The following is a 26,185-nucleotide window of genomic DNA, read 5'->3' on the forward strand; positions in this document are numbered from 1 at the left end:
GGCGCGGTGTATCAGACAAACCGTGTTTAGCCTTTCGCGGGCAAGCCTCGCTCCAGCGGGATTACGACGCTACGCTACAGCTGCCGTCGGCTTCTCCCCCGCCAACCCCTGAGCCAGCGCCGCCAACACCATCTCGCCCATACGCGTACGGGTCTGCACGGTAGCGCTGGCGCGGTGCGGTTGCAGCACCACGGTTTCCAGCTCGAACAGCTCGGTCGGTACGTTCGGCTCGTCGACGAATACATCCAGGCCAGCCCCGGCAATCGAGCCGGTCTGCAAGGCGGCGACCAGATCCGGTTCGTTGACCAGGCTGCCCCGGGCGACGTTGATCAGGTAACCCTCGGCGCCCAATGCGGCCAGAACCTGGGCATTGATAATGCCCTTGGCCTTGTCGGCAGCGGCGGCGACGATCAGGGCGTCGCTCTGGCGGGCCAGTTCGACCAGGTCCTGAACGAAGGTGTAAGGCACGTCATCCATGGCGCGCAGGTCGGTGTAGCTGATCGGGCAGCCGAAGGCAGCGGCGCGGGTGGCGACGGCGCGGCCCACTCGGCCCAGGCCGACGATGCCGACCCGCATGCCGCTGAACTGCCGCGCCAGGGGAATCGGCGCCAGCGGTGTCGGGCTTTTTGGCCAGGCGCCGCTGCGCACATAACGGTCGGCGGTGTTCAGGCCACGACAGGTGGAAATCAGCAGGCCGATGGCCAGGTCGGCGACGTCTTCGGTCAGGGCACCGATGGTCGCCGTAACATGAATGCCACGGTCGCGGGCATAGGCCAGGTCCACGGCATCGGTGCCGACGCCATTGACCGCAATCACCTTCACTGCGGGCAATTGCTCCATCACCGCACGGGTAATGCCGGTATGGCCGCCGGTCACCACGGCGGTGATGTTGGCGCCGTGCTCACGCAAGTAGGCGGCCTTGTCGGCTTGCTGGAAGTACGGGCGCACGGTGTACAGCTCGTTCAGGCGCGCGTTGATCTCGGGGATCAGGATCGGGCTCAGTTGCAGGACTTCAGCTTTCATTGGTTATCGCTCACAGAGTTCGGGGTCGATCAGCCACGGCCGACAAACGGCATGTTGGTGGCCATGACGGTCATGTTCAGCACGTTGGCCGACAGCGGCAGCCCGGCGATGTAACGCACGGCATCGGCGATGTGTTTGACGTCGATCATCGGCTCCACAGCGATCTCGCCGTTGGCCTGGCGCACGCCCTTGGTCATGCGCACCGACAGCTCGGTGAGGGCGTTGCCGATATCGATCTGGCTGCAGGCGATGTTGAACTCGCGGCCATCCAGGGCCAAGCTCTTGGTGATACCCAATACTGCGTGCTTGCTGGCGGTATAGGGCGAGGTGAACGGGCGCGGGGTGTGGGCGGAAATCGAACCGTTGTTGATGATCCGGCCACCTTGCGGCGACTGCTTGCGCATCAGGCCGAAGGCCGCGCGGCTGCACAGGAAAACGCCGGTGACGTTGGTGTTGATCACGTTCAGCCAGTTTTCCACCGGCAGCTCGTCCACCGGCACGGCAGGGGCGTTGACCCCGGCGTTGTTGAACACCACATCGACGCGGCCATAGACCTCTTCAATGGTAGCGAACAGCGCTTCGACACTGGCCGGGTCACGCACGTCGCTGGACACGGCCAGCACTTCGCCGCCTTGTTCACGGGCCAGAACTTCCAGTTCCTGCAACGGTTCGATGCGGCGGCCGGTGACCACGACCTTGTAGCCATCAGCCAGCAGGCTCAGGGCCACAGCGCGACCGATGCCGCTGCCAGCGCCGGTGACCAGGGCGATTTTCGGGAGGGTGTTGTCAGTCATTGTTCTATCTCCTGCTTATCGTTTGGATGGGTCAGGCGGCGCGACGCCCACCGACACGTACTTCGAGTTGGCCGATACCGGCAATGCCTGCGGTGATCACGTCACCGCTTTGCAGCGAATCCACACCCGGCGGCGTGCCGGTCATGATCAGATCGCCGGGCAGTAGTTGAATGGAACGAGACAGGCGGCTGACAATTTCAGCCACCGTCCAGATCTGGCTTTCCAGGTCCGAGCGCTGGCGCTCCACGCCGTTGACGCTCAACCACAGGGCGCCCTGATTGGGGTGGCCCAATTCACTGGCCGGGCGGATCGGCGTGATCGGTGCCGAGCCGTCGAAAGCCTTGGCCGCTTCCCATGGCTGGCCGACAGCCTTGGCCGCCATTTGCAGATCGCGGCGAGTCATGTCCAGGCCAGCAGCGTAGCCAAAGACATGCTCCAGCGCCTGGGCTTCGTCGATCTCGAAACCGCCTTTACCGATGGCAACCACCAGTTCGATCTCATGGCAGAACTGCTCTGTCTGGCTTGGAAACTCCAGCTCGCCGACGGCATCGATCACCGCTGTGGCGGGCTTCATGAAAAAGGCTGGCATTTCCCGCGGTGCATTCTGCGAATCGCCCCAGTGGTAGTTGCGCCCCAGGCAAAACACCCGAGCAACCGGAAAGCGCGCGGTGCTGTTCTCCACCGGCAGGCTGCGCACGTGCCCAGGTTCAAATACGTAATCAATCATGTTCATTCCTCGGGCGAGTCCAGCCGTCAGTGATCAGCCTACGGGATCGGTGACGAGCAAAGTTGGACAACACGGTGTTCAAATTGGAGTAAAAACGGCGAAGTGCAGAGAAGAAAAAGGCGTACTCGCGTACGCCGTTGCCCATAGGGGGAGGGCATAAGGTCTCACTTGCTTACAACGGATCCGTTACTACGATTTCAGTTCGATGCGGTAGATCTTGCCCAGCAGCAGCGAGTAGGACAGGGTGCCGATCGCCGCCACGCCGCCGATAAACCAGAAGGCGTAGGCAAAGGTCCCGGTGACATGCAGGATCTGGCCGATAACGATGGGCGTGACGATCCCGCCGATGTTGGCTGCCAGGCTGGTGATGCCGCCGGTCAGGCCGATCAGTTCCTTCGGTGCGATTTCCGATACCGCCGCCCATGAGGACGAAGCGATACCCTGGGCGAAGAAGGCGACGGTCAGCAGGGCAATGCACAGCTCGTTAGAGTCAGTGAAGTTGACCAGCATGATCGACATGCCCAGCGCCGAACCCACCACCAATGGCAGCTTGCGCGAGATTGACAGGGAGAAACCGCGACGGATCATCCAGTCGGCAATCACCCCGGCCAGCAGCACGCCGACGGTCGCGCCAATGAACGGCAGGATGGCGAAGATACCGACCTTGACCATGGTCAGGTGGCGTTCTTCGATCAGGTAAGTCGGGAACCAGGTCAGGAAGAAATACAGTGCCGAAGTGCTGGCAAACTTGCCCAGGCAGATGGCCCAGATCTGACGATATTTCATCAGCTCGACGATCTGTGCCCACTTGAATTTGTTCTTGTCCTTGCTGGCCTTGACCAGTGCGCCGCCGTCCTCGATGTAGGCCAGCTCTTCCTTGCTGACTTTCTTGCAGAACATCGGGTCGCGATAGACGTACAGCCAGATGATGCCGAACACCACGCCGACGATCCCGGTGCTGTAAAACACGTGGCGCCAGTCGTAGGTCGTGGCCAGCCACAGCAGTGCACCGGTGAAGAGCGCCGTACCCAGGTACTGGCCGCACACGTAGATACTGCTGGCGGTGCCGCGTTCCTTGGCCGGGAACCACACCGTCACGGCGCGGCTGTTGGCCGGGAAGGCCGGGGCTTCCATGGCGCCGATGGCCAGGCGCAGGCCGAACAGCGAAGCGAAGCCGCCGGCAAAGCCTTGGCACACGGTGACCGCCGACCAGGAGATCAGCGAAGCACCGTAAGTGAAGCGCGAACCGAAGCGGTCGGCGATAAAGCCGGCGGGCACCAGGGCGAAGGCGTAGGTCCAGGCGAAGGCGGAGAAGATCAGGCCCATTTCCACTTTGTCCAGGCCAAGGTCCTTGGCCATGAACGGTGCGGCGATGGAGATGTTCACACGGTCGACATAGTTGATGATGGTAGCGATCAACAACAGCGAGAGCATGAACCAGCGACGACGGGAGGGCAGACGAGCCGGTGCTGCTGCCGCGGGTGCGGCGACACGGGCGTCGATAGCCTGAATGTCAGGATTCGACATGGGTGTTTCCTCATTGTTTTTATTGGTGTCGGAGAAGCCTCTTCAAGTTATCGTACGACCACGCAAATACAACCGAGCGCTTAGAACGTTTTTGGATTTCAAGCCGGACGCGTTGATGTTTGTCCAAGAAATCCGCGACGGGCCGGACCGTGCAGAAATCCGTCAAAAATTGACGAGAGCTTCGTCTTAGAGCCTTCGTAATGTGACAGAGAGAATATTTATTCTTGGACACTGTCAGACCGTGGCGTGAAGATGTTTTCACGGAAAACGTCGTCTGACATGTGACAAGATTGGCCGCCGCTGAAGACTTCTTGACGCGCTTCCCTGGCAAGCGCATCAGATAGCTCGTCATCGACGCGGCGGCTATTCGAACAAGAGGTCCCGAGATGGATTCAGCGATTCAAGTGCCCACCTACGGCATGCAACAGCGCAGCGAGCGCCCCGACTTTTACATTCGCGACAAACACGCCCGCAGCGCCGAGACCGGGCCGCATCGTCACGAGTATTTCCAGATCCAGGTCAACCTGGGTGGCGATACGGTGCAGCATATTGGCGGCGTGGTCCGGCCGTTTCCGCGTAATGCCCTGGCGTTTATCCTGCCGCACAAACTGCACCTGATCCCGCACCCGGACGACGGAAATTTCCTGCTGATCAACTTTGCCCAGACCTTCCTCATGCCGCAGCTGCAATGCGACCCGCTGGACCTGGAAGACGTACCCATTGCCCTGGCGCCGGAGCTGTCGCCGTTTCGTTTTCAGGAGAGCCTGGATTTCATTCTCGATCAGGCCGACTTCGCCGAAATCGAGACCTTGCTGATGCGCATGCGCAGGCTCGATCAACAGCGCCAGTTCGGCACCCGGGAGATTCTCAAGGGTTGCCTGCTGCAACTGATCGGCACCGTTTGCGAGCGTTTTGCCGAGCAGATCAAGGTGCTGGCCGACGACAACGCCGCCGAGCGCAGCCGCCGCGATGCGTTGGCGCGGATGTCGGAATACGTGCGCAAGAACCTCAGCGACCCGGACCTGAGCCTGAAAAAAGCCGCTTCCGCCGCCTTCCTCTCACCCAACTACCTGACCCACTGGCTGCGCAAGGAAGTGGGCAAGACCTTCAGCGAGCTGGTACTGGAACGGCGCATGCACCTGGCCCGCACCCTGCTGCTCAACGACACCAAACCCGTAGGCGAAATCGCCCGGCTGTGCGGTTTTGCCGACGAAGCCTACTTCTCCCGGCGCTTTCGCAACGCCCACGGCATGCCGCCGGGGCAGTTTCGCAAGCAGCGGGATGTGTAACTCCAGCTGAATTGAAAGGTGATTCTGTGGGAGCGAGGCTTGCCCGCGAATTGAACGACGCGGTCGGCCAGGCACACCGCGTCGAGGCTTTCGCGGGCAAGCCTCGCTCCCACAGATCGGGTGCTGGCCGTTAGTGCCGCGCTTCGGCCTGGGTCAGTGAACGCTCAAGCAAGGTTTTGAGCCCTTGCCCCAGGTGCACAACCGAAAACGCCAGATCGCGTTTCGGGCCGCAGTCCTGGTCAGCGGATTCATAGGCAACGGCCAACAAACACCGCAGCATATCGCAGGCCTGGGTGAGGTTTTGTTCGAGGGTTTCTGGGGGATCGGGGACTAGTGTGGACATCGCATTATTTCTCTAAATGGGCCACTCGCTTATCGGTCTCAAGGACAAGCAAGGTGGCGGCTGTGTGCGGGTTGAGACCCGAGAGAAATAAGCAAAGCTCGGCCAGACCGAAGTCTGCCCGCAACAGCCGCCATAGAAGGCTTGCGCTGCGAATTTCTAAAGCCGGGGTCTCAATCCCGACCACTGGTTTTCAGTGGCGGGGCGCAGACTAGTCGGGGAAATTCACAGGCACAATGCGGTCGGGATTGTTTAGGAAACTTCACTCAAGAGAAAGAGACGCGTCCTGCAAATTCGTCACATTTGATGTGGTGCAGATTGTATTTCAATCGCCTGTAGACCCACCCTGACAATGACCCTGGTAGTGGCGTAATCTCGCCCCCGGCACAAGCCGTCCGGGAAACGCCCTTCCATGAACAAGTCGCCGTTGATCTGTTGCACGCTGCTGGCCGCTGCGCTAATCGCGGCCCCGGCAATGGCCTACGAAAGCGAAAACGCTATCCCGCTGGATTTCGGTCTGGAGGCGGGTGGGGCGGTGGAGCAGGGTTTGAGCATCAAGTTCGACGGGCGCGACGTCAGCATTGCGACCCGCCTGACCAACAACGCCAATACCGCGCAGAAGATCGGCTGGTACGCCAATACGCCGCATTTCGCTGTGCTGGGTGAGGGTGAGGAGTACGCGGACAAATCCTTTGCCGATATCAATGCGCGCTTCAATGGGCAGCCGAGCAAGGCGGCGGTCTATCAGCGCGGCTATTTCATGGGCCGGGATATCACCTCCGAGCTGGCCAGGGCCGGGCTGGGGCCGTTGCCGGATTTTCAGGTCGACAGTAAACGCTTGACCGTGCAGGGCCTGCACCCCGAGCAGTGGCAGGGTTATGTCGCCTATGCATGGCATGAGAATTTGCTGCCGGGGGCGTCGGGCAATATCAATGTGAGTTATCGCGCCCTGCCTTTTTTTGCCTTGGCCAGCCTCGACTCGGCGCCTTTCAATCAGATCGTGCAGCAACACTGCGGCGACCCCGACGCCGTCCGCCAGCGTTTACAGCAGGCGGCGGGGGCGATCACCGAGGTCATGGTGGAAAGCTACGAGGTGCCGGTGAGGTTCATGCTGATGCGTGATGTGCCGGTGGAAATTGTTCAGCCGCCGCGTAACTGGCAGCAGGCGCAACCGCTGGTGTCGCTGGTGTGCGGATTGAGCAATCCGGGGTTGCAGGCTTCCCTGTCCGGCACCGTCGCCAACGCCAATCTGAGCCTGTCGGTGTTGGTCATTTCCGCCCTGGCCAACGAGCATTTGCAGCAATGAGGGGCGCTGCTTTCCTGCTTGCCGGCCTGTTGCTGGCTCAAACAGCCGCAGCAGACGTCACGCCCTTTGATTATCAGTTGGGCGCAACCCAAGTGACCGAGGACGGCCAGCAGATACTGATCCATGCCGCGCCGCCGCTCACCATCGCCATTCTGCCGGGCGGGCACAACTGGCCGCTGCTGTCGCTGGGCGAGGACGGGCGGATTTACGCGGGAGGCAAGGTGCTTGATGCCGCGACCGGGCAACTGCTGAAACAGAGCGACGCGACCTTGTTGCTGGCCCATGGCGTCGAGGTCACGGCGTTGTCCGGCGGCTATCGTGTGCGACGTGAGGGGCGGGAGTGTCACCTGACATTGGCGCAGTTGCGCCTTGGTCCAGGCAAGACTGTGCTGCAAAACCTGCAGGACGGCAACCTGATGCTGACGGCCAGCGAAAACGGCCTGTTGGCACTGGTCACGCAGTTTGGTGCGCAGGGTCGGGCCGATAATTACCGGATCGAAAGCATCGATGCGCGGACGTGCAAGGTGACGCTTGGCAAGAATCTGGGCAATCCGGATCTGTTGATCGAGTTGGGGCATTCTGCCAAGGGCGGCTGGTGGTTGACCGGCTCCATCGAGCAGACGCTGTTGCGCTCCAGCGATGGTCAGCAATGGCAGCCGCTGAAGTTGCCTGAGGGATTGTCTTCGCTGATCAGCAGCTATGTGGTCGACAAGGACGAAATCTGGCTGGCGGCGATTCTTCCTGACGATATGCCCAGCCCTTATCTGTTGGTGTATTCGGGGGATGGCGGGCGGCACTGGCGCACTCTGCTTCAGGATGACCCGCTACTGGCCAAAGTCCCGGCGCCATGGCTGGAAGGGCAGAAACGTCGGATTGCGCAGCCTTGAGGCAATTAAAAGAGGTGGAATGATATTCGTGGGACCGACTTAAGCCGGTCCCACAGAAAAACGCGGGTACTTTTTACAGACCCAACTCTGACAACCCCGGATGATCATCCGGCCGACGGCCCAGGGGCCAGTGGTATTTGCGCTCGGATTCCTTGATCGGCATGTCGTTGATGCAGGCAAAACGGTTGGCCATCAGCCCGTTCTCGTCGAACTCCCAGTTCTCGTTGCCGTAGGAGCGGAACCAGTTACCCGAATCGTCGTGCCATTCGTAGGCATAACGCACGGCGATGCGGTTGTCGGTGAAAGCCCACAACTCCTTGATCAGGCGGTAATCCAGTTCCTTGGCCCACTTGCGCGTCAGGAAACCCTTGGCTTCTTCGCGGTTGTTGGCGAACTCGGCGCGGTTGCGCCATTTGGTGTCCAGCGTATAGGCCAGGGAGACTTTTTCCGGGTCGCGGCCGTTCCAGCCGTCTTCGGCCAAGCGCACCTTGAGGATGGCCGATTCGCGGGTAAAGGGTGGCAGCGGTGGACGGGTGGCAGGGGCGGACGTCATGGCAGCGATACCTCGGGCAGGAAAGGTCATGGGTGTTTGGCAATAGCGTTTTGCAACAGCATCCGGGCAACCTCGCGTGCACTATCGGCGGCGCTGTAGTCGCCCATCACGCGGGCCAGGGTGATGGCACCGTCGATCAGGATCAGCAGATGTTTGGCCAGAGCCTCGGGGTCCGTCGCGGGCAGTTGTCGGCACAGTTGCAGGCAGTAATCGAGCAGCTTCTGTTTATGTTCCTTGGCCACCAGGCGCACCGGATCGGCGGGGTCGCCGATTTCACCGGCGGTGTTGATAAAGGCACAGCCGTGGAAGCCTTCGGACTCGAACCAGCCCTTGAGCACGCTGAACATATTGAGGATGCGACCCTCGACTGTTTCAGCCTTGTCGGACTCGCTGCGAAACCAGTTCATCCAGCGAATATCCCGCGCGCTCAGGGCCTGGGCGGCGATGTCTTCCTTGGTGGCGAAGTAGCGGTAGATGCTCTTGCGCGCCACCCCTGACGTGCGCACCAGCAGGTCCATGCCCATGGCGTGGATGCCGTTGCTGTAGATCAGTTGCTCGGCGGTGGCGAGCACCTTGGCTTGTACGGGAGAGGTCGATGTCTTGTTCATGGTGCGAAAGGTAGAACGATCGTTCTACCTCGTCAAGCAGTTTTTGCGCTGGCCTGTGGGAGCGAGGCTTGCCCGCGAAAGGGCCGCTACATCCGGCACATGATCTGTGGCAGAAACTTGGCCTTCGCGAGCAAGCCTCGCTCCCACAAAGTGCTTGCCAGCCTGAGATATTTACAACTTGAACCGCGCCATCTGCGAGGCCAGATGCTCGGCCTTGGCCGACAGTTGCAGGCAGTCCTGACGGCAGTTTTGTACGTCCTGGGCGGTGGACTGGGCCAGGTCGGCGATGCCCTGGACATTACGGTTGATCTCTTCGGTCACAGTGCTTTGCTGCTCGGTGGCGGCAGCGACTTGATGGTTGCGGTCGGTCAGTTCCTCGACGTGCCCGGCAATGGCGTCCAGAGAATCTCCGGTGCGGCGACTGGCTTCCACGCCCGTGCCGGTGGCGGCCTGGCCGGCGCGCATGGAGCTGACCGCCTGATCGGCGCCGTTCTTCAGTTCACCCATCATCTGCTGGATTTCCGTGGTCGCGCTCTGGGTGCGACCGGCCAGGGTGCGCACTTCATCGGCGACCACGGCAAAGCCGCGGCCCATCTCCCCGGCACGGGCAGCTTCGATGGCGGCGTTGAGGGCCAGCAGGTTGGTCTGTTCGGAGATGCTGCGAATCACCGTCAGTACCTGATCGATGGTAGCGATCTGTGTGGCGAGGTTTTCCACCGCTCCGGCGGCGCTGCCGACACTGTCGGACATACCCTGGATATGCCCGATCGACTGGCCGACTACCTGCTTGGCCGACAGCGCTTCCTTGTGGGTATTACGCGAGACGTCGGCGGCGGCGCCGGCATTGCGGGCGATTTCCTGCACGGTCAGGCCCATTTCATGGACGGCGGTGGCGACCATATCGGTCATCTGTTGTTGCTGGATCGCACGGGCCGAGGTGCTGTCGACCACCCGCGCCACGTCCACCACGCTATGGCGCAGTTGTTCGCTGGTTTGCAGGGCGTCGCCGATCAGCAGGCGCAGGCTGGCGATAAAGCGGTTGAACCCACGGGCCAGGTCGCCCAGTTCGTTCTCCCTGTGATCGTCCAGACGCCGGGTGAGGTCGCCTTCGCCGCCGCCGATATCGATCAGCGCGTTGGTCACCTGGCGGATCGGCCGCACGATGCCACGGGCCATCCACACCACGAAGCCGAGGAACACCATTACCACCGCCAGACTGATCGCCGAGATCAGGGTCAGGGCCTGCTTGGCCGGGCCGTAGACTTCGTCCAGCGGCACTTCGCTGACCAGGGTCCAACCCAGGGATTGCACGGGGCTTGCCACGGCGACGTAGGCTTCGCCGCTGCGCAGGAATTCCTGAGCGCTACCGGCGCTGCCGTGGTTCAGCAGGGTCTTGGCGGTGTCTGCGCCGACCAGTTGTTCGAGAGTCTGCCTGTCATTGAAGTCGGCATTGGGATGCACCTTGATCTTGCCGTCGGCGCTGACCAGATACACCTGACCCTGCTTGCCGAAATGGAAGTCGCGGACCATCTGCGACAGCGCCGTCATGCTGAAACCCAGGCCCGCAACCCCGACCACGTTGCCGTTGTGCTCGATGCGCTGGTTGATGAACAGGGTCGGGACCTTGTTGCTCTTGTCGATATCGATCTCCAGCGAGCGGGCCTTGCCGCTGTCCAGGAACGAATAGAACCAGGCGTTCTGCGCCGCGCCGCGCTGCAAGGTGCGGTCCACGCCCTTATTGGTGAAGTAATGGCCGCTGTCCCTGGCGACGATGAACGTGGTGAGTGCGTTGTGCTGTTGCTGGATTTTCGCCAGATAGCGAATGAACGCCGGTTGCTGCCCTGCATCTTCACCGCTGCCTAGCCATTCGCCGACCAGGGTGTTATCGGCGATATCGCTGGCGGCGGTCAGGGGCGCTGCCAGCAGTCGTTCCAGATCATTACGGATGGCCTCGACGCTGGCGGGCATGGCCTGTTGCAGCAGGTAACGGTCGGTGAGTTTGTTCAGGGCAAAGGCATAGATCGCAATCACGATCAGGCTGCTGATCAGCAAGGCCGCACCCATGCTCAAGGAAAGTTGCCACTGAATACTTTTTCGCCACACAGGCATAGGAAACTCCACGGAAAGCTTGCGCTAACACAACCACGGTTAAAGGGGACTGAAGCCTTTCAGCAATAAGCAGGCCATAAAGCTGTTCAAGTGGTCAGCTTTCCGTGCTTTTGAGGTGTGCGGGCCTTGTTATAGAAGGCTTGAACCGTTTGGCGGATTTAGCCGAGGGGTAAAGCGACACATCGAGGTGCACCCGTTTTGGGGCAAATGGCCATCTTGTGAGGGCGAGGCTTGCCCGCGAAGGGGCGTGGGGGAGTGCCTGTTCCTGCCAAACACGAATCGGCCGTCTGAATTGAAACGCGATGACAGCCCGGTGCCAGGAACACGCGGGCAGTTCCCACACACAGCTGCGGCCAATAGCGAACTTGGCACGCAAATAAAGATCAGTTCCTGTGGACCGTTTTTTTGATGGCCCCTGATGAAGGAGGACCCGCGTGTTTTCGAACTTCAAGTCTCTTGTACTGCTCTGCGTCCTGTTCGCTGCAGGCAGTTGCAATCTTCAGGCGGCCGATGCGCCTGCTGCTGCGGCACCGCCTGCATCCGCCCCTGCTGCCGCTGCGCCAGTTGCTGCTCCAGCCCCGGCACCGGCCCCCGCCCCCGCTGTGGAGCCGGCCAAACCGGAAATCCTCGTTCAGGGCGGCCTGCTCGGGGCGATCAGTTCCGGTATCGATACGGTGCAGGACAATCTCGACCTCAATGGCAATGTCATCGATACCTGGCGTCTGCGTGCCGATCTCGCTGCCGATGAGTTGGGCGATCTGGTCAACAAGCCGAGCAAGCGCTCGCCCTGGGGAGTCATTGGGGACTTTATTGCGCTGTCGGTGGTGTGGATCGGCGCCTTTGCCGTGCTGACGACCCTGGGCCACTTGCTGGTGCGCCGGGTAAGCCGTCGGCCCTGGATAGTCAGGCATCCGCGTGTGCAGGCCCTGCTGAGCTACCTGCTGCCCTATACGCTGCCAGCGCTGATCAGCCTGCCGTTGACGCTGTATGTCAGCCATTTCCTGCCGACTTCCATCGGCCGCGCTCTGGCCCTGTGCTTCGCCTACGCCACCAGCAGCGGCATCGTTTCCACTTCGGTGCTGCTGTGCGTGATCGTGATGTTCAACTACGGTCACAAGCGCGCCGCCGTCGGCATGATCCGCCGCTATGCGCCAAGGCCGTTGTTCATGGTGGGCTTTCTCGCGGCTTTGAGCGACGCCCTGACCAGCCCGCAGATTTCCCGCCAGTTGGGCGATAACGTCACCACCAGTGCCGGGGTTTTCGCCGGGTTGTTTGCTTCGGTGCTGTTCTGCCTGCTGATCATCAAGGTGCGCCGCCCCATCGCCCATCTGATCCGCAACCGCTCCCTGAGTACCCGCTTGCGCCGCCCGGCCTTGCAGGAGTCGCTGAAAGTCTTTTCCAACCTCTGGCATTTGCCGATCCTGCTGATGATTCTGGTGTCGGCGGTGCACCTGATCGGCGCCGGGGAGGACAGCCAGAAGGCCCTGCGTTGCGCCTTGCTGACCACGGTGTTGCTGATCAGTACGGTATTTCTCAGTACGGTGTTTCAGCACTTATTCAAGCCGACGGATCAGGCCGAACGTCACGGCAATATCTACAAGACCCGCCTGCTGGACCTGCTTTATGCGCTGCTGCGTATCGTCCTGGCGCTGTCCTTTATCGAAATTCTCGGGCGTATCTGGGGCTTTTCCCTGTTCGAATTTGCCCGGCGCAACACCGTCGGCCGGGTCATCAGCGATTCGCTCAGCAGCATCGGCCTGATCCTGCTGGTTACCTGGCTGTTGTGGGTGGTGCTCGACACGGCGATTCAGCAGGCGCTCAAACCTCCCACCAGCAGCCGCTCGGCGCGCCAGCCGAGCACGCGGACCAAGACCATCCTGCCGCTGCTGCGCAATGCGATCAAAATCGTTCTGGTGGTGATTTGTGCCATTACCACCATGGCCAACCTGGGGATCAACGTCGCGCCGCTGCTGGCCGGTGCCGGGGTGGTCGGTCTGGCCATCGGTTTCGGCTCGCAACAACTGGTGCAGGACGTGATCACCGGGTTGTTCATCATCATTGAGGACACTTTCTCGGTGGGCGACTGGGTGGTGCTCAGTACCGGCCACTCCGGAACGGTGGAGAGCCTGACCATTCGCACCGTGCGTCTGCGTGACGGCAAGGGTTTCGTGCATTCGGTGCCTTTCGGCCAGATCAAGGCGGTGACCAATCAGTCCCGGCAGTTCGCCTATGCGTTCTTCTCGGTGCAGTTCACCTATGACTCGGATATCGACTCGGCCCTGTCGCTGATCCGCGAAACCGGCAACTCCATCACCGAGGACCTGCTGCTCAAGGGCAACTTGCAAGGGCCGCTTGAAGTGTTCGGGGTGGATCGCATGGATCTCAACGGCGTGGTCCTGACCGCGCAGTTCCGAACGTCCTCAGGTGGACAGTACAGTGTAGGAAGGGCCTTCAATGAACGTCTGAAGAAGCTGGTTGATAAGTCAGACGATGTACGGTTCGCCCAGACTTATCCACAGACCGTGCTCAGCCCCTACGGCGGGCCGGGCGCCCAGCCACTACCGGCCGTCGAAGGCCCGCCAGCACCGCCCGCGAACAGTGGGGCGGCAACGGTTGGGGGATAAGCCTTGACGTGTTATGTTTGCAGGCGTTTTTCACCCTGAATTCCGGACCGAGCCTGCTGACTCTATGCGAATGCGCCTTATGCTGTTGGGCGGCGGGAATGCCCTCGGGCAGGCGCTGATTCGCCTGGGTGCCGAGGAAGACATTGGCTTCCTCGCACCGCGTCCGCCGCAAGACGGCTGGGACGCTGCGAGTCTGACGCAACTGCTTGATGACACCCGCCCCGATGCACTGATCAACCTTGCCTACTATTTCGACTGGTTCCAGGCCGAAACAGTGAGCGAGACCCGTCTGGCCAGCCAGGAACGCTCGGTCGAGCGTCTGTCCGAGCTGTGCCAGCACCACAATATCGTCCTCGTGCAGCCCTCCAGCTACCGGGTGTTCGACGGTTCCCGCGCCACTGCCTACAGCGAAAAAGATGAGCCGGTGCCCCTGGGGCTGCGCGGCCAGGCTTTGTGGCGGATCGAGCAAAGCGTGCGTGCGGCCTGCCCGCAACATGTGCTGCTGCGTTTTGGCTGGCTGCTCGATGACAGCGCCGATGGCGTGCTGGGTCGTTTCCTGACCCGTGCCGAGTCTCCCAATGAGCTGCTGATGGCCGATGACCGTCGGGGCAACCCTACGCCCATCGACGACGCGGCCCGGGTGATCATTTCCGTGCTCAAGCAACTGGACTGCGCCGCGCCGCTGTGGGGCACTTACCACTATGCCGGGCACGAAGCGACTACGCCGTTGGCGTTGGGCCAGGCGATCCTGACCGAAGCCCGGGCCTTGCACCCGCTGGCTTTGGAAGCACCGACAGCCCAGGCCCACGCGGCCTTCGCCGACGCCGCTGAAGAGCCCCAGCACGCCGTACTGGCCTGCAAGAAAATTCTCCACACTTTCGGCATCAAGCCGCGCGCCTGGCGTGCGGGTTTGCCCAGCTTATTGGATCGTTACTACCGCCATGTCTAACGCACCTGTTCTGGTTACCGGCGGCGCCGGTTTCATTGGTTCTCATCTGGTCGATGCATTGCTTGCCAAGGGTTACGCCGTGCGCGTGCTCGACGACCTGTCCACCGGCAAGCGCAGCAATCTGCCGTTGGACAATCCCAAGGTCGAGCTGATTGTCGGCGATGTCGCCGATGCCGCCCTGGTCGCTCGTGCCGCTGAAGGCTGCCAGGCCGTGGCCCACCTGGCAGCGGTGGCATCGGTGCAGGCGTCTGTGGATGACCCGGTCAAGACTCACCAAAGCAACTTCATCGGCACCCTTAACGTCTGCGAAGCCATGCGTCAGGCTGGCGCCAAGCGCGTGATCTATGCCTCCAGCGCGGCGGTGTACGGCAACAACGGTGAAGGCCAGGCCATCAGCGAAGACACGCCCAAGGCGCCGTTGACGCCTTACGCTTCGGACAAACTGTCTGGCGAGCACTACCTGAACTTCTACCGTCGCCAGCACGCGCTGGAGCCGGTGATTTTCCGCTTCTTCAATATCTTCGGCCCACGCCAGGACCCGTCGTCGCCTTACTCCGGCGTGATCAGCATCTTCGCCGAGCGTGCCGAGAAGGGCGTGCCGATTGCTGTCTTCGGTGACGGCGAGCAGACCCGCGACTTCTTCTACGTCGGCGATCTGGTCAAGCTGCTGGTGCAGGCACTGGAATTGCCAGTGGCCCCGGAAGATGCGATCAACGTCGGCCTGAACAAGACCACTTCGCTCAATCAGTTGCTCAAGGCCCTGTCCGAGGTGATCGGCCAGTTGCCAGCGGTCAGCTACCAGGCGGCCCGCCCGGGCGATATCCGCCATTCACGAGCCAACAATGCGCGTCTGTGCCAATTGCTGGTGCTTGAAGAGCCGACGCCGCTTGTTGACGGTTTGGCGCGGTTGTTGGGGCGCTAGATCGACCTGTCCCGTTGGAGCGAGGCTTGCCCGCGAAGAGTGATTACGCGGTGCACCTGGCGCACCGCGCCATCCAATTCGCGGGCAAGCCCGGCTCCAACGCATCAGGTTTGACTGCTTACCCACTCCCGCACCCGTCCGTACGGATAATCTTCCAGCCCGGCAAAGCCGCTTATCCCCCGTGCCTTGAGCCTGGTAAACAACGGCACCGTGATGCCGCATAAGAAGCGTGTCAGGCATTCCGCGCTCGGCTGCTCGCCTTTGTAGTCCCAATACTTGGCGATGAACTCGCCGCACAGCGCCTGAAAATCCATTGTGTGCAGGTCGTCCAACGCAGGTGGTGCCGGCAGCCGGGCGACTTTCCCCGCACACACAGAACAATGCCCGCAGCGCTGCGGCGCCTGATGGTCGCCAAAGTAATCGGCCAGCCGCCGGCTCAGGCATTGTTCGCTGGCAAACAACTCAAGCATCGCGTGAATACGCTGTATCTCGCTGTTTTCGTGGCTGCTGAAGTAATCATGCAGTTCGACGCTGAGCGTCTGGGCGTTGAAACCCCCGGTCAGCACGCTGTAGACCTCGGTCATCTGCTTGCTTTCCAGCTCGATCCAGCCCTGCTCCTGAAAGTAATCCAGGGCCTTCACCACGCGCCCGCGTTCGGCCTGATAGCGCTGATACAGCGCGTCGAAGTCCACCGTGGCCCAGGTCCGTGCCCTTTTTGACGTCTCAATCAATGCCTGGACGAACTGCTGACGCTCACCGTCGAAGCGCTGGATCAGCGCATCGGGTTCAAGCAGGAACTTGAAGCGGTACTCGGCGTAATAGGCGTAACGCGGGGCGATCAGGCCGCGCAGTTCCAGTTGCACCAACAGGGTCTTGAGCGGCAACTGGCGCACATTGCTCTGCTCGGACAGCGGCCCGAGGAGGAACTCCCACTGGCCGTGGGGCGCTGCATCGCGCAGTTCATCCAGTACGTGACGGATCCCGGACAGCTCCGGTGTATCGCCGTAGACGAAGTTTTCCAGCACATTGAGGCTGTCGCGATTGGCCAGGACCAGACAGTCTGACGCAGCACCATCACGCCCCGCCCGGCCAATTTCCTGGCTGTAGTTCTCGATGGACTTGGGCAGGTCGAAATGCACGACGTTGCGGATATCGCTCTTGTCGATGCCCATGCCGAAGGCGATGGTGGCGACGATGCAGTTGAGTTGCCCGGCCATGAACTGGCGCTGGATGGCTTCGCGTTGCTCGTTGGGCAGCCCGGCGTGATAGGCACTGGCTTGCAGGCCGTTCTGCTGCAGATGCGCGGCGATAAACTCGGCGGTTTTCTGCAGGGTGACGTAGACGATGGTCGGCTGCCCGGCCTTGGGCGCGAGCCAGTCAACCAGGCGCTGGCGCTTGTCCCGTCCGGCCACGGGTTCCACCAGCAGGTTGAGGTTGGCGCGGTAGAAACCAGTCGTGACCACATCCTGCGGCGCAATGGCAAAGCGCGCCTGCATATCGGCAATCACCTGGGGCGTTGCGGTGGCGGTCAGCAGCAGCGCTTGGGGGATATTGAACTCGCGTTGGTAGTCCGGCAGTTTCAGATAGTCGGGGCGGAAGTTATGCCCCCATTCGGAGATGCAGTGGGCTTCGTCGATGACCAACAGGGAAATCGGCACCTGGGCGATAAAGTGGCGAAAACGCTCGTTCTTCAAGCGCTCCACCGACACCATCAGGATCTTCAATTCCCCCGCCCGGGCCTGGGCCATGACCCGAGCGACATCCTCGCGACTCTGCGCCGAATCGATACTGGCCGCAGCGATGCCGTGACGATGGAGGAACGCCAATTGATCCTGAATCAACGCCAAAAGGGGCGAAATAACCAGGGTCAGATGGGGCAGCATCAAGGCGGGCAACTGATAGCAGAGAGATTTGCCGGATCCCGTAGGGAAAATCGCCGCCGCCGAGCGTCCGGCCAACACGGCACTGATGGCCGCCTCCTGACCGGGGCGAAACTGTGAATAACCGAAGACCTGTTGAAGACGCTGGTACATGGGCTGCCACTCCATTGGCTGCTGTCAGAGCCCAGCACCATAGATCGGTACGCACCCCTGAGAAACCGCCAAAGCGTTACAAAAGAGCAGGCAGGATACAGCGTGATCATATGGCGAAGCCGATTTCGTTGGAGCGAGCCCGTACTTACAGAGCAATAAAAAGGCACCGCGAAGGTGCCTTTTTTGTTTGGACGGGCTGCTATCAGAACTTGTAGCCCACACCCACCATGTAGACCCATGGGTCGATATCCACGTCCACTTTGGTCTTGCCGACGCTCAGGGCCGATGGGCCGTCGACGCTGGCCTTGGTGTCGATATCGACGTACCAGACCGAGGCGTTGAGCATGATGCGATCAGTGAGCATGTAGTCCATGCCGACCTGTCCAGCAAAGCCAACCGAGTCCTTGAGCTTCAGGTTGCTGAAGCCTTCCTGTTTGCGGGTGCCGCTCAGGTCGGTGTCGAAGAACTTGGTGTAGTTCAGGCCGACGCCCACATAAGGCTGGAACTTGGAGGCCGAATCCATTGGGTAGTATTGCAGCGACAGCGTCGGTGGCAGTTGTTTCACGTCTGCCAGCTTGCCATCCAGGCCAGCGCCCAGGCCCTTGACCGAAACGGTGTGGCTGAACGGAGTGGCCGCCAGCAGTTCAACACCAATGTGGTTGGTGATCATGTAGGCGAAAGTCAGGCCCAGTTGAGTGGAGTTATCAACCGTTGCCTTGGTGCCGGAAACCTTGGCCCCGTCCAGCTTCACGTTGCCGCTGTCCTCGTTTGGAACGACCCGTGCAGCGCCTGCGCGGACGATGAAATCACCCGGCTCGTGGGCTTGTGCAACGAGCGGAGTACTGAGGGCAAGCGCGACAAGGGAAGCGCTGAGCAGGGACTTGTTCATGGTGGCTCCAGAGAACGTTTCAAATTGATACGTTCATGTTACGGAGCGGCACAAAGCGGATTTTGACTCAGCTCAATGAAAGGTGTGGCGGCTCAGGAATCCGGCAACTCATAGACCAGAATCTTGTCTGCTTCCATTTCGTACCCGGCAGTCGCCAGCTCACTGCTGGAGGTTTTGACCTTCATCGGCCCCTCGATCCAGTACGGCTGGTACAACTCATCGACCTTCACGCCCAGTTCACTGGTGACATGGACAATCTGGTTCGGCGGCGGTGGCGGCACATGGATGCAGGCACCGAAATATGGCACCAGCAGAAACTCGGTGACGCGACCTTCCTCGCTGACTTCCAGCGGCACGATATAGCCCGGCAGGCGCACCTGCTGGCCGTCCAGCGCCTTGACCATCGGTGCGTCGGGGGCCAACTGGTGGGCGGCCGGTGACGACTCCACCGACAGCGCGTCGGACATCTTCGACAGATCGTGGAGCGGCGTCATCACCGGCGCCACCTTGGGTGCGTCCGGCGGGACCATCTCTTCCCAGGTCAGCAACCGCGTCTGTGCGGCCCATAACGAGGGGCTGGCGATCAGGGCAAGGACGAGCAACAAACGATGTATTCGCTTGCTCTTCATAAGCTATCTCTCGTTATTGGTGTCTGTGGGAGCGAGTTTTGTGGGAGGCATTTATGTGGGAGCGAATTCATTCGCGAAGAGGTCGGTACATTCGACGCATCTTCATCGCCTGGAACACCGCTTTCGCGAATGAATTCGCTCCCACAAATTCGCTTCCATAAATTCCCACAAGTTGGCTCCCACAAAGCCATCAGTTACTTCAGTTGGTTATGTTTTTACAAACGAATCGACAAGCCATCGGCCAGTGACTGGCGATAGGCGCGCCATGCGGGCACCACGCCCATCAGCAAGGCAGCAAGCAGAATGCCGCCAAGCAGCTGCCATTCATAGGCGCTCGGCAGCGATAGCGGCAAATACAGGCCGTAATTGGACTGCACATAACCCTGGGCCACGGCTATCCCGGCATACAGCAAGGCCAGGCCGCTCACCGCGCCTGCCAGGGCCAGGGCAAAGGCTTCAAGGATCAACAGACTGGCGACATGCCAGGGCCGCGCGCCCACCGAACGCAGGATCGCCATCTCGCGGCGACGCTCGTTGAGGCTGGTGAGGATCGCCGTGAGCATGCCGATCAGGCCGGTCAGCACCACGAACAGCGAGATCACGAACAACGCCTGCTCCGCAGTGCCCATCAGGCTCCACAACTCCTGCAAGGCCACGCCCGGCAGAATCGCCAGCATCGGCTCGCCGCGGAATTCATTGATTTCCCGCTGCACTGAGAAGGTCGCGATCTTGCTGTTCAGGCCGAGCATAAAAGCAGTGATGGCGGTGGGCGTCAGGTCCATGTTGCGCGCTTGATCAGCCGATATCCGCTCGTTGCCACGGGCCGGCACACCGTTATGCCAGTCGATATGAATCGCCTCCATGCCGCCGAGGCTGATATGCAGCGTGCGATCCACCGGCGTGCCGGTGCGCTTGAGGATGCCGACCACGGTGAACGGCTTGTCATCGTGCTTGACCAGGCTGATCACCGCCACGCCATGGGACAGCACCAGTTTGTCGCCGAGCTTGTATTTCAAGGCATCGGCCACTTCAGCGCCGAGCACTACTTCGAATGGATCGGTGGCAAACGGCCGACCCTCTGCCAGTTCCAGATGTTGCTGGCGTCCGAACTGGTAGTGCTCGAAGTAGGACTCGTTGGTGCCCATGACCCGATAACCGCGATGGGAGTCGCCCAGGGAAATCGGGATCGCCCATTTCACCTGCTTGTCGTTGGCGAAGTGCTCGAAGCTGTCCCAGCGAATATTGTTGGTGGCATTGCCGATGCGAAACACTGAATACAGCAAAAGGTTGATCGAGCCCGAACGCGCGCCGACGATCAGGTCGGTGCCGCTGATGGTGCTGGCAAAACTGGCGCGGGCTTCTGTCCGTACCCGCTCCACGGCGAGCAACAGGCACACCGACAGGGCAATGGCGAAGGCGGTGAGGAAGGCCGTGAAGCGGCGGTTGGCCAGACTGGCCATGGCCAGGCGCAATAAATACATGTCAAACCTCTGAAGCGACGGCGGCGCGGTTTAGCTCGGCCAGGGACAGATTACGGTCGAACAGCGGTGCCAGGCTCTGGTCATGGCTGACAAACAGCAGGCTGGCTCCGGCTTCGCGGCACTCGGCAAACAACAGGCGGATAAAGGCTTCCCGGGCGTCGGCATCCAACGCAGAGGTAGGCTCATCGGCAATCACCAGCTCCGGTTGGCCGATTAGCGCACGAGCAGCCGCGACCCGCTGCTGCTGGCCGATGGACAGCGAGTCGGCACGGCGCGCCAGCATGGCCGGGTCTGTCAGGCCCAAGTGAGCGAGCAGGGTGGCCGCTGCCTGATCGACGCTGCCATGGCGCGTTACGGCCCGGGCGGCGCGGCTCTTGGAGAAGTGGCAGGGCAGCTCGACGTTTTCCCGTACCGAGAGAAACGGCAGCAGGTTGAACTGCTGGAAAATATAGCCGGTGTGATCGACGCGAAAACGGTCGCGGGCGCCGGCGGCCAGTTGCGTCAGCTCCTGACCGAGCAGGCGGATGCTGCCACGGTCAGGCCGCTGCACGCCGCCCAGCAGGCCGAGCAACGTGGTCTTGCCGCTGCCGCTGGGGCCCTTGAGAAACAGGGTTTCCCCCGGCTCCAGGCGGAATGCCGGAATATCCAGCAACGGCGCCTGACCCGGCCAGGCGAAGCTCAGTTCGGACAGCTCGATAAGGGCCTGATTGCTCATCAGAATTTGAACGAGGCTTTAGCCGGGGTCGCTTCGGCACCGAACTGACCGCGTGGGGAAACCGCCTGCACGAGGATTTTCTGTGTGGCCGGGAAGTCCTTGAAGATCTGGGTCAGGTCCAGCTTGGTGATCACACCGGGCGCATCGCAGACGAAAACATAGTGGCCATGAATTTCGCTGTGCTCGTGATGCTCGCCGGCTTTGGCATCGTCGTCATGGTCGTGATCCTCGACCTTGTCACCGAACAACGGGCTTTCCAGCTTCTGCGACTGCACCGAGCAATGCGCCGCTTCCGGCACGCTGAACAGGGCGTGGGATTTTTGCAGGAACTCACGGGCGGCGACGATCTTGGCCTTGTCTTCCGGCGTACTGGCTTCGTGCTCGAAACCGACGATATTCATCGACGGGCTGTCGAACTCGAATTCCAGGGTCCGGCCGTCCAGCGCCACGTCCAGCCGCCCGACACCGTGCTCATGGGCGCCGAGGCTGCCGTGCTCGTGGGCATCGGCGGCCATCGCGGCGGTCAGGGGCAGAAGGGTCAAGGGCAGGGCGAGCAGCAGACGGCGCATAAAACAGACTCCGGACATAACTGAATGAAAATCGTTATGTGATCTTATAACAATTATCCCGGCCGGTGACTGTGAAATTTAACCCTGCACGTCCCACGGGCACACTCGGCGCATTTGGCTGGCCAAGGTATACACCGGTTGACGTCCGGCGTGAGATGTCCAGCGTAGATGCTCTATCAAGCGATGTTCATCGGGTGTCAGGAAGGCAAAGCCCAGGCGCTTGGCCTCAAGCAGGGTTTCAAGGTGGCGGGTGGATTTGCAGGGTTTCATGTTGAGGCTCCTTGGCATTCTTGTTCAGGAGCTGCCGGGGAGAGGGTGGCAGCTGTACGCGGGTTCGCAGACCGATCATCTAGCAACTCGGCACATCCGAAGATGTCCCACGTACAGCCGCCATAAGGCATTACGTTAATGCTAGATCGTTCAGGCTGCGAAACCCGATCGTTGCTGTGGCAACGACCGGCGCACATTACGCATCCGGGATTGGCGTGGGGAGGTAACAACGGCGATTCAAAACGTAGGAAAGATCTGCGTTGACTGCTTCGCGGACAAGCCTCGCTCCAACAGATCGCCGCTTGCTCGTTGGAGCGAGGCTTGCCCGCGAAAAGAACGACTCGGTATCCCAGGCCAGACACATTCCGCCACGCAAAGCTCCCGCAGCCGCTCAAGGCTCAGACTAGATTTCCAATCTCCAAAAGCCCCTGGAGCAAAGGAATGCCTCCTCTTTACCAAACCCATAAAACCCGCATCGGTCGCTACAGCGAAGAGGGCCGGATTTATCTGCTGACCTCCATAACAAAAAACCGCGAGAGATTTTTCTCTGACTGGCGAGTGGGCAGTCTTCTTGGAAAACAATTCGAACAGGCCACCTACGATAACCTCGCAGGCTCATTGGCCTGGGTCGTGATGCCGGATCATTTTCATTGGCTGGTCGAGCTTAAGACGATGCCCCTGAATGATCTTGTCGCCAGAGTTAAATCCAAAGGGAATCATCTGGTGAATAAAACGTTGGGCCGAAGCGGCAGTATCTGGCAACGCGGCTTTCATGATCGAGCGTTACGTCAGGAAGAGGATTTGAAGGCTGTGGCGCGCTATATCGTACTTAATCCCGTGCGTGCCGGACTGGTTCGGCGGGTAAGCGACTATCCGCTGTGGAACGCGATCTGGGTCTAAACCGAGTCGTTTTCTTCGCGGGCAAGCCGCGCTCCAACGGGTTACCGAGCTTGTTCGCGAAGGCTATTGATCAGGCGTGCAAAAACCATTTCTCCCATGCCATATATATGCCCAAAGCCAAGCACAGAAAATATGAAAAGTAATGTGGAATAAGAAGCCATCTCTTGAGGTTTTTAGGGAGGCTTTTTACTTCGTTCATATCCAGGCAGTCAGTGTTGTGTCGGAATTTGGTAAAGCCAAATATCAAGGTGATGTAAATCAGGCGCTGAGTCCTTGCTGTGACGCCAAAGCCACTCCAGTGTTGTTTGTTTGAGTTAACCATAGGGCAGTTTTTCAGATGATTTTCTATTTCTGGAAGTTTGAAGTAGATCACAAATAGCGTGGTACCTATTTGAATAAAAAACAGAATGAAAATTATTGCGCCAATCCATCGGTAATCAAGCTCGTTCAATTCTGCATTTCCTTGTAAAGGATTTCACCCATTCCGCTTCCGCCCTCAGCTAAACCCATGCCAACTCCCCATCCCCCTGCAGCTCCGCCTACGATTGCGCATCCCAATAGTGCCGCCCCGTGGCGTACTCGTGCTTTCTCGCATATTGCGATTAATATCCTTTGCCCAATTATTCCTCCCGCATAACTTCCTGCCACCCCTCCGACAAACTTCCCCGCCTCCACATACTGCGCCCGCTCACACTGCTCCAGCGACCCCGCCCGGCAAGCCTCCTTGATCTCCAGCGAGGTATTGGCAAAGTCCAGCGCAATCCCTACAAAAGTCCCGTTCTTCAGCGCGTTGGATAAGCGGCTAATCCCTGTTATCCGCTCGGCATACCCGGCAATCTCGCCGTGGTGCATGTAGCTCTTGGTGCTGATGCCGAGTGTGTGCTTGATAGAGTCGCTTTTCCGCAGGCTGGTGCCATATTGCGCTACACCTTGCAGTTGCTGATCCAGCTGCCGGTAGAGATGCTGGCGTTTGGCAATAAAGTCATTGGCGTTCGATACGGCACCTTTGCTTCGATGCTGTTGATACAGACCTTCGATACGCTCAAGGGTCTGTTTGACCTGGCTCAGGTGATGGCTCCAGCCACTGGTGCTGCTGCCTATGCCGATGGATCCATAGGTCAGCAGGCTTTGCAGCAAGTCATAATTTTCGACCAGATGTGTATCTGCCGCTGCGGGGTTGTTTTTCAGGGCCAATTGCACGGTCCTCGCATGTAGCATCAGTCGAGCTTCGTCGAGGGTGCAGGAGTCGGTGATATCAAACTTGCTATCGCTGCCGACAATAACGATCTGCCCGGGTGTGACGAACTCGTCAATTGATAAATGTTGATTCAATCTGTCGAATCGCTTGCGCCCCTCGTTGGATAGATTGATTCGGTTTTTTATACTGTTGTAAGAGGCTGTCTGGTTATTGATGAAAGCATAGGTGCTGGACATATCTGGTCATATTCGTGCGCATGAGGCTTGAGAGCGAAATATAAGCAGCACTGTTAACCCTGTCTTGGTAAGCGTCGTCGTTTTAATGAATTTCGGAAGTTGCCTACAAGTAGCGGTTAATCATTCCTGCAAAAACCTGCCGGTCATGGCAGCATATCCTCCTGTAAAACGGAGAACCCCAGACATGCTACGAATTCGCGGAACCATCGGCGATTTGCCGGTGGATTTGACCCTGGAGCTGGACGACGGTGATTGGGCTCAGTTGGGCGCGCAGTTGCAGGCGGCCAAGCCTGAAGTGGCTGCTGCGACGGCGACGCCGGGCAGGCCTTTGAGTCAGGACGATGTGATCTGGCAGACGGCCAGGGAGCTGCTGCGCCAGGCCGGGCAGATGAGTGGGCCGGATTTGCTCGCGCAACTGGAAGGGCTGACGGGCAATACCGCAGCAGGCAAGCGCCTGTTAGTGAGGTTGCGGCATAGCCCGCAAGTGAAGGTGGAAAGCAGCGCGGATACGCCGGTGTATAGCTGGGTGTAACCTGAAACAGCTCTTGTGGGAGCGAATTCATTCGAGAAGAGACCAATACATTCCCTGGATTTCTATCGTCTGAAATGCCGTCTTCGCGGATGAATCCGCTCCCACAGGTTCGCCGCCTTTTTGGGCGTTTGTTCGGCGATTAATACAACGCCGCAAACAACTTGCGTCGATACGCCGTCACCAACGGATGGTCATTGCCCAGCAGGTCGAACACTTGCAGCAGGGTCTTGTGCGGCAGGCCGTCGGCGTAGCTGCGATTGCGGATAAACAGTTTCAGCAGGCCGTCCAGTGCCGCTTCGTATTGCTGGCGGGACAGGTGCTGAATGGCCAGTTGATGCGCGGCTTCGTCATCCAGCGGGTTCTGCGCCAGGCGCGCCTTGAGGTCGGCGGCATCGGGCAGGCTGGCGGCTTCGGCGAGGAAGGTCAGTTGTGCGCGGGCGCCGGCCAGGTCGGCCTTGTGCTCGTCGCTCTTGACTGCATCGAGCACGGTGCGGGCTTCGCCCAGTTCGCCGCGTTCGGCCAGGCAGCGCGCGTAGAGGATCAGCGCGGCAGCATTGGTGTTGTCTTCGCTGAGGATCTGCTTGAGCAAGGCTTCGGCTTCGGCGAAATGGCTTTCGCTAAAGGCACTCTGGGCCAGTTGCAGCGGATCAACCTCGGCCGGTGGCGGCATAACGACGTGCTGTTCGAGGATCTTGCGGATCTCCGACTCCGGTTGCGCACCGGCAAAGCCATCTATCGGCTGGCCGTCCTTGAACAGCACTACGGTAGGCAGGCTGCGGATGCCGAAGCGGGCGACGATGTCCTGCTCGATATCGCAGTTGACCTTGGCCAGCAGCAATTCGCCCTGATAACTCTCGGTGATTTGCGCCAGCAGCGGCATCAGCACCTTGCAGGGCGCACACCACTCGGCCCAGAAATCCACCAGCACCGGTTGATCGAAGGATTTGTCCAGCACCAGTTGGTCGAAGGTCGCAGTGGTGACGTCGAAGATGTACGGGGTGTCCTGGCTCATCACAAGTCTCGGGAATCTGAATGCCGTCAACTATAAAGGCCGCGAGGCTTTGCTGAAAGCGGC

General features: G+C 60.2%; 26 protein-coding genes and 1 pseudogene. 8 read left to right on the top strand and 19 right to left on the bottom strand.

The genetic code is table 11. The features are described 5' to 3' along the window. Positions 1 to 69: 69 nt before the first annotated feature. From M2401_RS17000 to M2401_RS17015, 4 genes are all read right to left on the bottom strand, one after another. Positions 70 to 1,023 (bottom strand): 2-hydroxyacid dehydrogenase, encoded by a 954-nt coding sequence (locus tag M2401_RS17000; protein WP_259104576.1) that lies wholly within the window; start codon positions 1,021 to 1,023, stop codon positions 70 to 72. Between the two features lie 29 nt (positions 1,024 to 1,052). Continuing rightward, on the bottom strand, positions 1,053 to 1,817 hold the full coding sequence (locus tag M2401_RS17005; protein ID WP_259104577.1) for an SDR family oxidoreductase: 765 nt from the start codon (positions 1,815 to 1,817) through the stop codon (positions 1,053 to 1,055). Positions 1,818 to 1,848: 31 nt separating this feature from the next. Next, on the bottom strand, positions 1,849 to 2,550 hold the full coding sequence (locus M2401_RS17010; protein WP_259104578.1) for a fumarylacetoacetate hydrolase family protein: 702 nt from the start codon (positions 2,548 to 2,550) through the stop codon (positions 1,849 to 1,851). Positions 2,551 to 2,733: 183 nt separating this feature from the next. Next, entirely contained in the window at positions 2,734 to 4,071 is a 1,338-nt protein-coding gene (locus M2401_RS17015; protein ID WP_409033940.1) for an MFS transporter, read from the bottom strand. Between the two features lie 386 nt (positions 4,072 to 4,457). On the opposite strand from M2401_RS17015, the gene M2401_RS17020 reads away from it, so the two are divergent. After that, positions 4,458 to 5,360: an AraC family transcriptional regulator gene (locus M2401_RS17020; RefSeq protein ID WP_259104579.1), complete on the top strand. Its 903-nt coding sequence runs from the start codon at positions 4,458 to 4,460 to the stop codon at positions 5,358 to 5,360. Between the two features lie 130 nt (positions 5,361 to 5,490). On the opposite strand, the gene M2401_RS17025 is transcribed toward M2401_RS17020, so the two are convergent. Next, positions 5,491 to 5,703, bottom strand: coding sequence for a DUF6124 family protein (locus M2401_RS17025; RefSeq protein ID WP_259104580.1), 213 nt, complete (start codon positions 5,701 to 5,703; stop codon positions 5,491 to 5,493). Between the two features lie 409 nt (positions 5,704 to 6,112). On the opposite strand from M2401_RS17025, the gene M2401_RS17030 reads away from it, so the two are divergent. After that, positions 6,113 to 7,006 carry a DUF4424 domain-containing protein gene (locus M2401_RS17030; RefSeq protein ID WP_259104581.1) on the top strand — a complete coding sequence of 298 codons (894 nt, stop codon included), beginning with the start codon at positions 6,113 to 6,115 and terminating at the stop codon, positions 7,004 to 7,006. Then, the gene (locus M2401_RS17035) at positions 7,003 to 7,893 is read left to right on the top strand and encodes a hypothetical protein (RefSeq protein WP_259104582.1); all 891 of its coding nucleotides are present in this window, start codon (positions 7,003 to 7,005) and stop codon (positions 7,891 to 7,893) included. The genes M2401_RS17030 and M2401_RS17035 overlap by 4 nt, the downstream gene beginning before the upstream one ends. Before the next feature lie 73 nt (positions 7,894 to 7,966). Here the strand turns inward: M2401_RS17035 and M2401_RS17040 are convergent, their stop codons facing one another. The 4 genes and pseudogenes from M2401_RS17040 to M2401_RS34570 all read right to left on the bottom strand — a co-directional run. After that, complete coding sequence (locus tag M2401_RS17040) at positions 7,967 to 8,446, bottom strand: nuclear transport factor 2 family protein (RefSeq protein ID WP_259104583.1); 480 nt, start codon at positions 8,444 to 8,446, stop codon at positions 7,967 to 7,969. A gap of 26 nt (positions 8,447 to 8,472) precedes the next feature. After that, positions 8,473 to 9,054, bottom strand: coding sequence for a TetR/AcrR family transcriptional regulator (locus tag M2401_RS17045; protein WP_259104584.1), 582 nt, complete (start codon positions 9,052 to 9,054; stop codon positions 8,473 to 8,475). 171 nt (positions 9,055 to 9,225) lie between these two features. Beyond that, complete coding sequence (locus M2401_RS34565) at positions 9,226 to 9,963, bottom strand: methyl-accepting chemotaxis protein (RefSeq protein WP_409033945.1); 738 nt, start codon at positions 9,961 to 9,963, stop codon at positions 9,226 to 9,228. A 120-nt stretch (positions 9,964 to 10,083) separates the two neighbouring features. Beyond that, positions 10,084 to 11,163, bottom strand: a pseudogene (locus M2401_RS34570) (cache domain-containing protein); the annotation flags it as partial. 434 nt (positions 11,164 to 11,597) lie between these two features. Here M2401_RS34570 and M2401_RS17055 point away from each other — a divergent pair. The 3 genes from M2401_RS17055 (at position 11,598) to M2401_RS17065 (ending at position 15,658) form a co-directional block, all read left to right on the top strand. Next, positions 11,598 to 13,787 (top strand): mechanosensitive ion channel family protein, encoded by a 2,190-nt coding sequence (locus M2401_RS17055; RefSeq protein ID WP_259104587.1) that lies wholly within the window; start codon positions 11,598 to 11,600, stop codon positions 13,785 to 13,787. Between the two features lie 64 nt (positions 13,788 to 13,851). After that, positions 13,852 to 14,736, top strand: coding sequence for an NAD(P)-dependent oxidoreductase (locus M2401_RS17060; protein ID WP_259104588.1), 885 nt, complete (start codon positions 13,852 to 13,854; stop codon positions 14,734 to 14,736). After that, a complete protein-coding gene (locus tag M2401_RS17065; RefSeq protein WP_259104590.1) occupies positions 14,729 to 15,658 on the top strand; it encodes an NAD-dependent epimerase/dehydratase family protein in 930 nt (309 codons plus the stop codon). Before M2401_RS17060 ends, M2401_RS17065 begins: the two co-directional genes overlap by 8 nt. A 104-nt stretch (positions 15,659 to 15,762) precedes the next feature. Here M2401_RS17065 and M2401_RS17070 read toward each other — a convergent pair whose 3' ends face one another. From M2401_RS17070 to M2401_RS17100, 7 genes are all read right to left on the bottom strand, one after another. Next, positions 15,763 to 17,691, bottom strand: a complete 1,929-nt coding sequence (locus M2401_RS17070; RefSeq protein ID WP_259104591.1) for an ATP-dependent DNA helicase RecQ — start codon at positions 17,689 to 17,691, stop codon at positions 15,763 to 15,765. Positions 17,692 to 17,893: 202 nt separating this feature from the next. Continuing rightward, the gene (locus M2401_RS17075) at positions 17,894 to 18,580 is read right to left on the bottom strand and encodes an OmpW family protein (RefSeq protein ID WP_259104593.1); all 687 of its coding nucleotides are present in this window, start codon (positions 18,578 to 18,580) and stop codon (positions 17,894 to 17,896) included. Between the two features lie 92 nt (positions 18,581 to 18,672). Beyond that, positions 18,673 to 19,209, bottom strand: a complete 537-nt coding sequence (locus M2401_RS17080; RefSeq protein ID WP_259104595.1) for a DUF3299 domain-containing protein — start codon at positions 19,207 to 19,209, stop codon at positions 18,673 to 18,675. Between the two features lie 215 nt (positions 19,210 to 19,424). Then, positions 19,425 to 20,690, bottom strand: a complete 1,266-nt coding sequence (locus M2401_RS17085) for an ABC transporter permease (protein ID WP_259104596.1) — start codon at positions 20,688 to 20,690, stop codon at positions 19,425 to 19,427. A gap of 1 nt (position 20,691) precedes the next feature. Then, positions 20,692 to 21,405 carry an ABC transporter ATP-binding protein gene (locus M2401_RS17090; RefSeq protein ID WP_259104598.1) on the bottom strand — a complete coding sequence of 238 codons (714 nt, stop codon included), beginning with the start codon at positions 21,403 to 21,405 and terminating at the stop codon, positions 20,692 to 20,694. Continuing rightward, positions 21,405 to 21,974, bottom strand: coding sequence for a DUF2796 domain-containing protein (locus tag M2401_RS17095; RefSeq protein ID WP_259104599.1), 570 nt, complete (start codon positions 21,972 to 21,974; stop codon positions 21,405 to 21,407). Before M2401_RS17095 ends, M2401_RS17090 begins: the two co-directional genes overlap by 1 nt. Positions 21,975 to 22,052: 78 nt before the next feature. Continuing rightward, positions 22,053 to 22,244 carry a hypothetical protein gene (locus tag M2401_RS17100; RefSeq protein WP_259104601.1) on the bottom strand — a complete coding sequence of 64 codons (192 nt, stop codon included), beginning with the start codon at positions 22,242 to 22,244 and terminating at the stop codon, positions 22,053 to 22,055. Between the two features lie 441 nt (positions 22,245 to 22,685). On the opposite strand from M2401_RS17100, the gene M2401_RS17105 reads away from it, so the two are divergent. After that, positions 22,686 to 23,144: an REP-associated tyrosine transposase gene (locus M2401_RS17105; RefSeq protein WP_259104602.1), complete on the top strand. Its 459-nt coding sequence runs from the start codon at positions 22,686 to 22,688 to the stop codon at positions 23,142 to 23,144. A gap of 70 nt (positions 23,145 to 23,214) precedes the next feature. On the opposite strand, the gene M2401_RS17110 is transcribed toward M2401_RS17105, so the two are convergent. After that, positions 23,215 to 23,595, bottom strand: coding sequence for a hypothetical protein (locus tag M2401_RS17110; protein WP_259104603.1), 381 nt, complete (start codon positions 23,593 to 23,595; stop codon positions 23,215 to 23,217). Next, positions 23,592 to 24,578, bottom strand: a complete 987-nt coding sequence (locus M2401_RS17115; protein WP_259104604.1) for a hypothetical protein — start codon at positions 24,576 to 24,578, stop codon at positions 23,592 to 23,594. The genes M2401_RS17110 and M2401_RS17115 overlap by 4 nt, the downstream gene beginning before the upstream one ends. Positions 24,579 to 24,762: 184 nt before the next feature. On the opposite strand from M2401_RS17115, the gene M2401_RS17120 reads away from it, so the two are divergent. Beyond that, positions 24,763 to 25,110: a hypothetical protein gene (locus tag M2401_RS17120; RefSeq protein WP_259104605.1), complete on the top strand. Its 348-nt coding sequence runs from the start codon at positions 24,763 to 24,765 to the stop codon at positions 25,108 to 25,110. A gap of 139 nt (positions 25,111 to 25,249) precedes the next feature. Here M2401_RS17120 and trxA read toward each other — a convergent pair whose 3' ends face one another. After that, positions 25,250 to 26,122 carry a thioredoxin gene (gene trxA, locus M2401_RS17125; RefSeq protein WP_259104606.1) on the bottom strand — a complete coding sequence of 291 codons (873 nt, stop codon included), beginning with the start codon at positions 26,120 to 26,122 and terminating at the stop codon, positions 25,250 to 25,252. Between the last annotated feature and the right edge of the window lie 63 nt (positions 26,123 to 26,185).

It is taken from the genome of Pseudomonas sp. JUb42, assembly GCF_024807945.1.
Taxonomy (GTDB): domain Bacteria; phylum Pseudomonadota; class Gammaproteobacteria; order Pseudomonadales; family Pseudomonadaceae; genus Aquipseudomonas.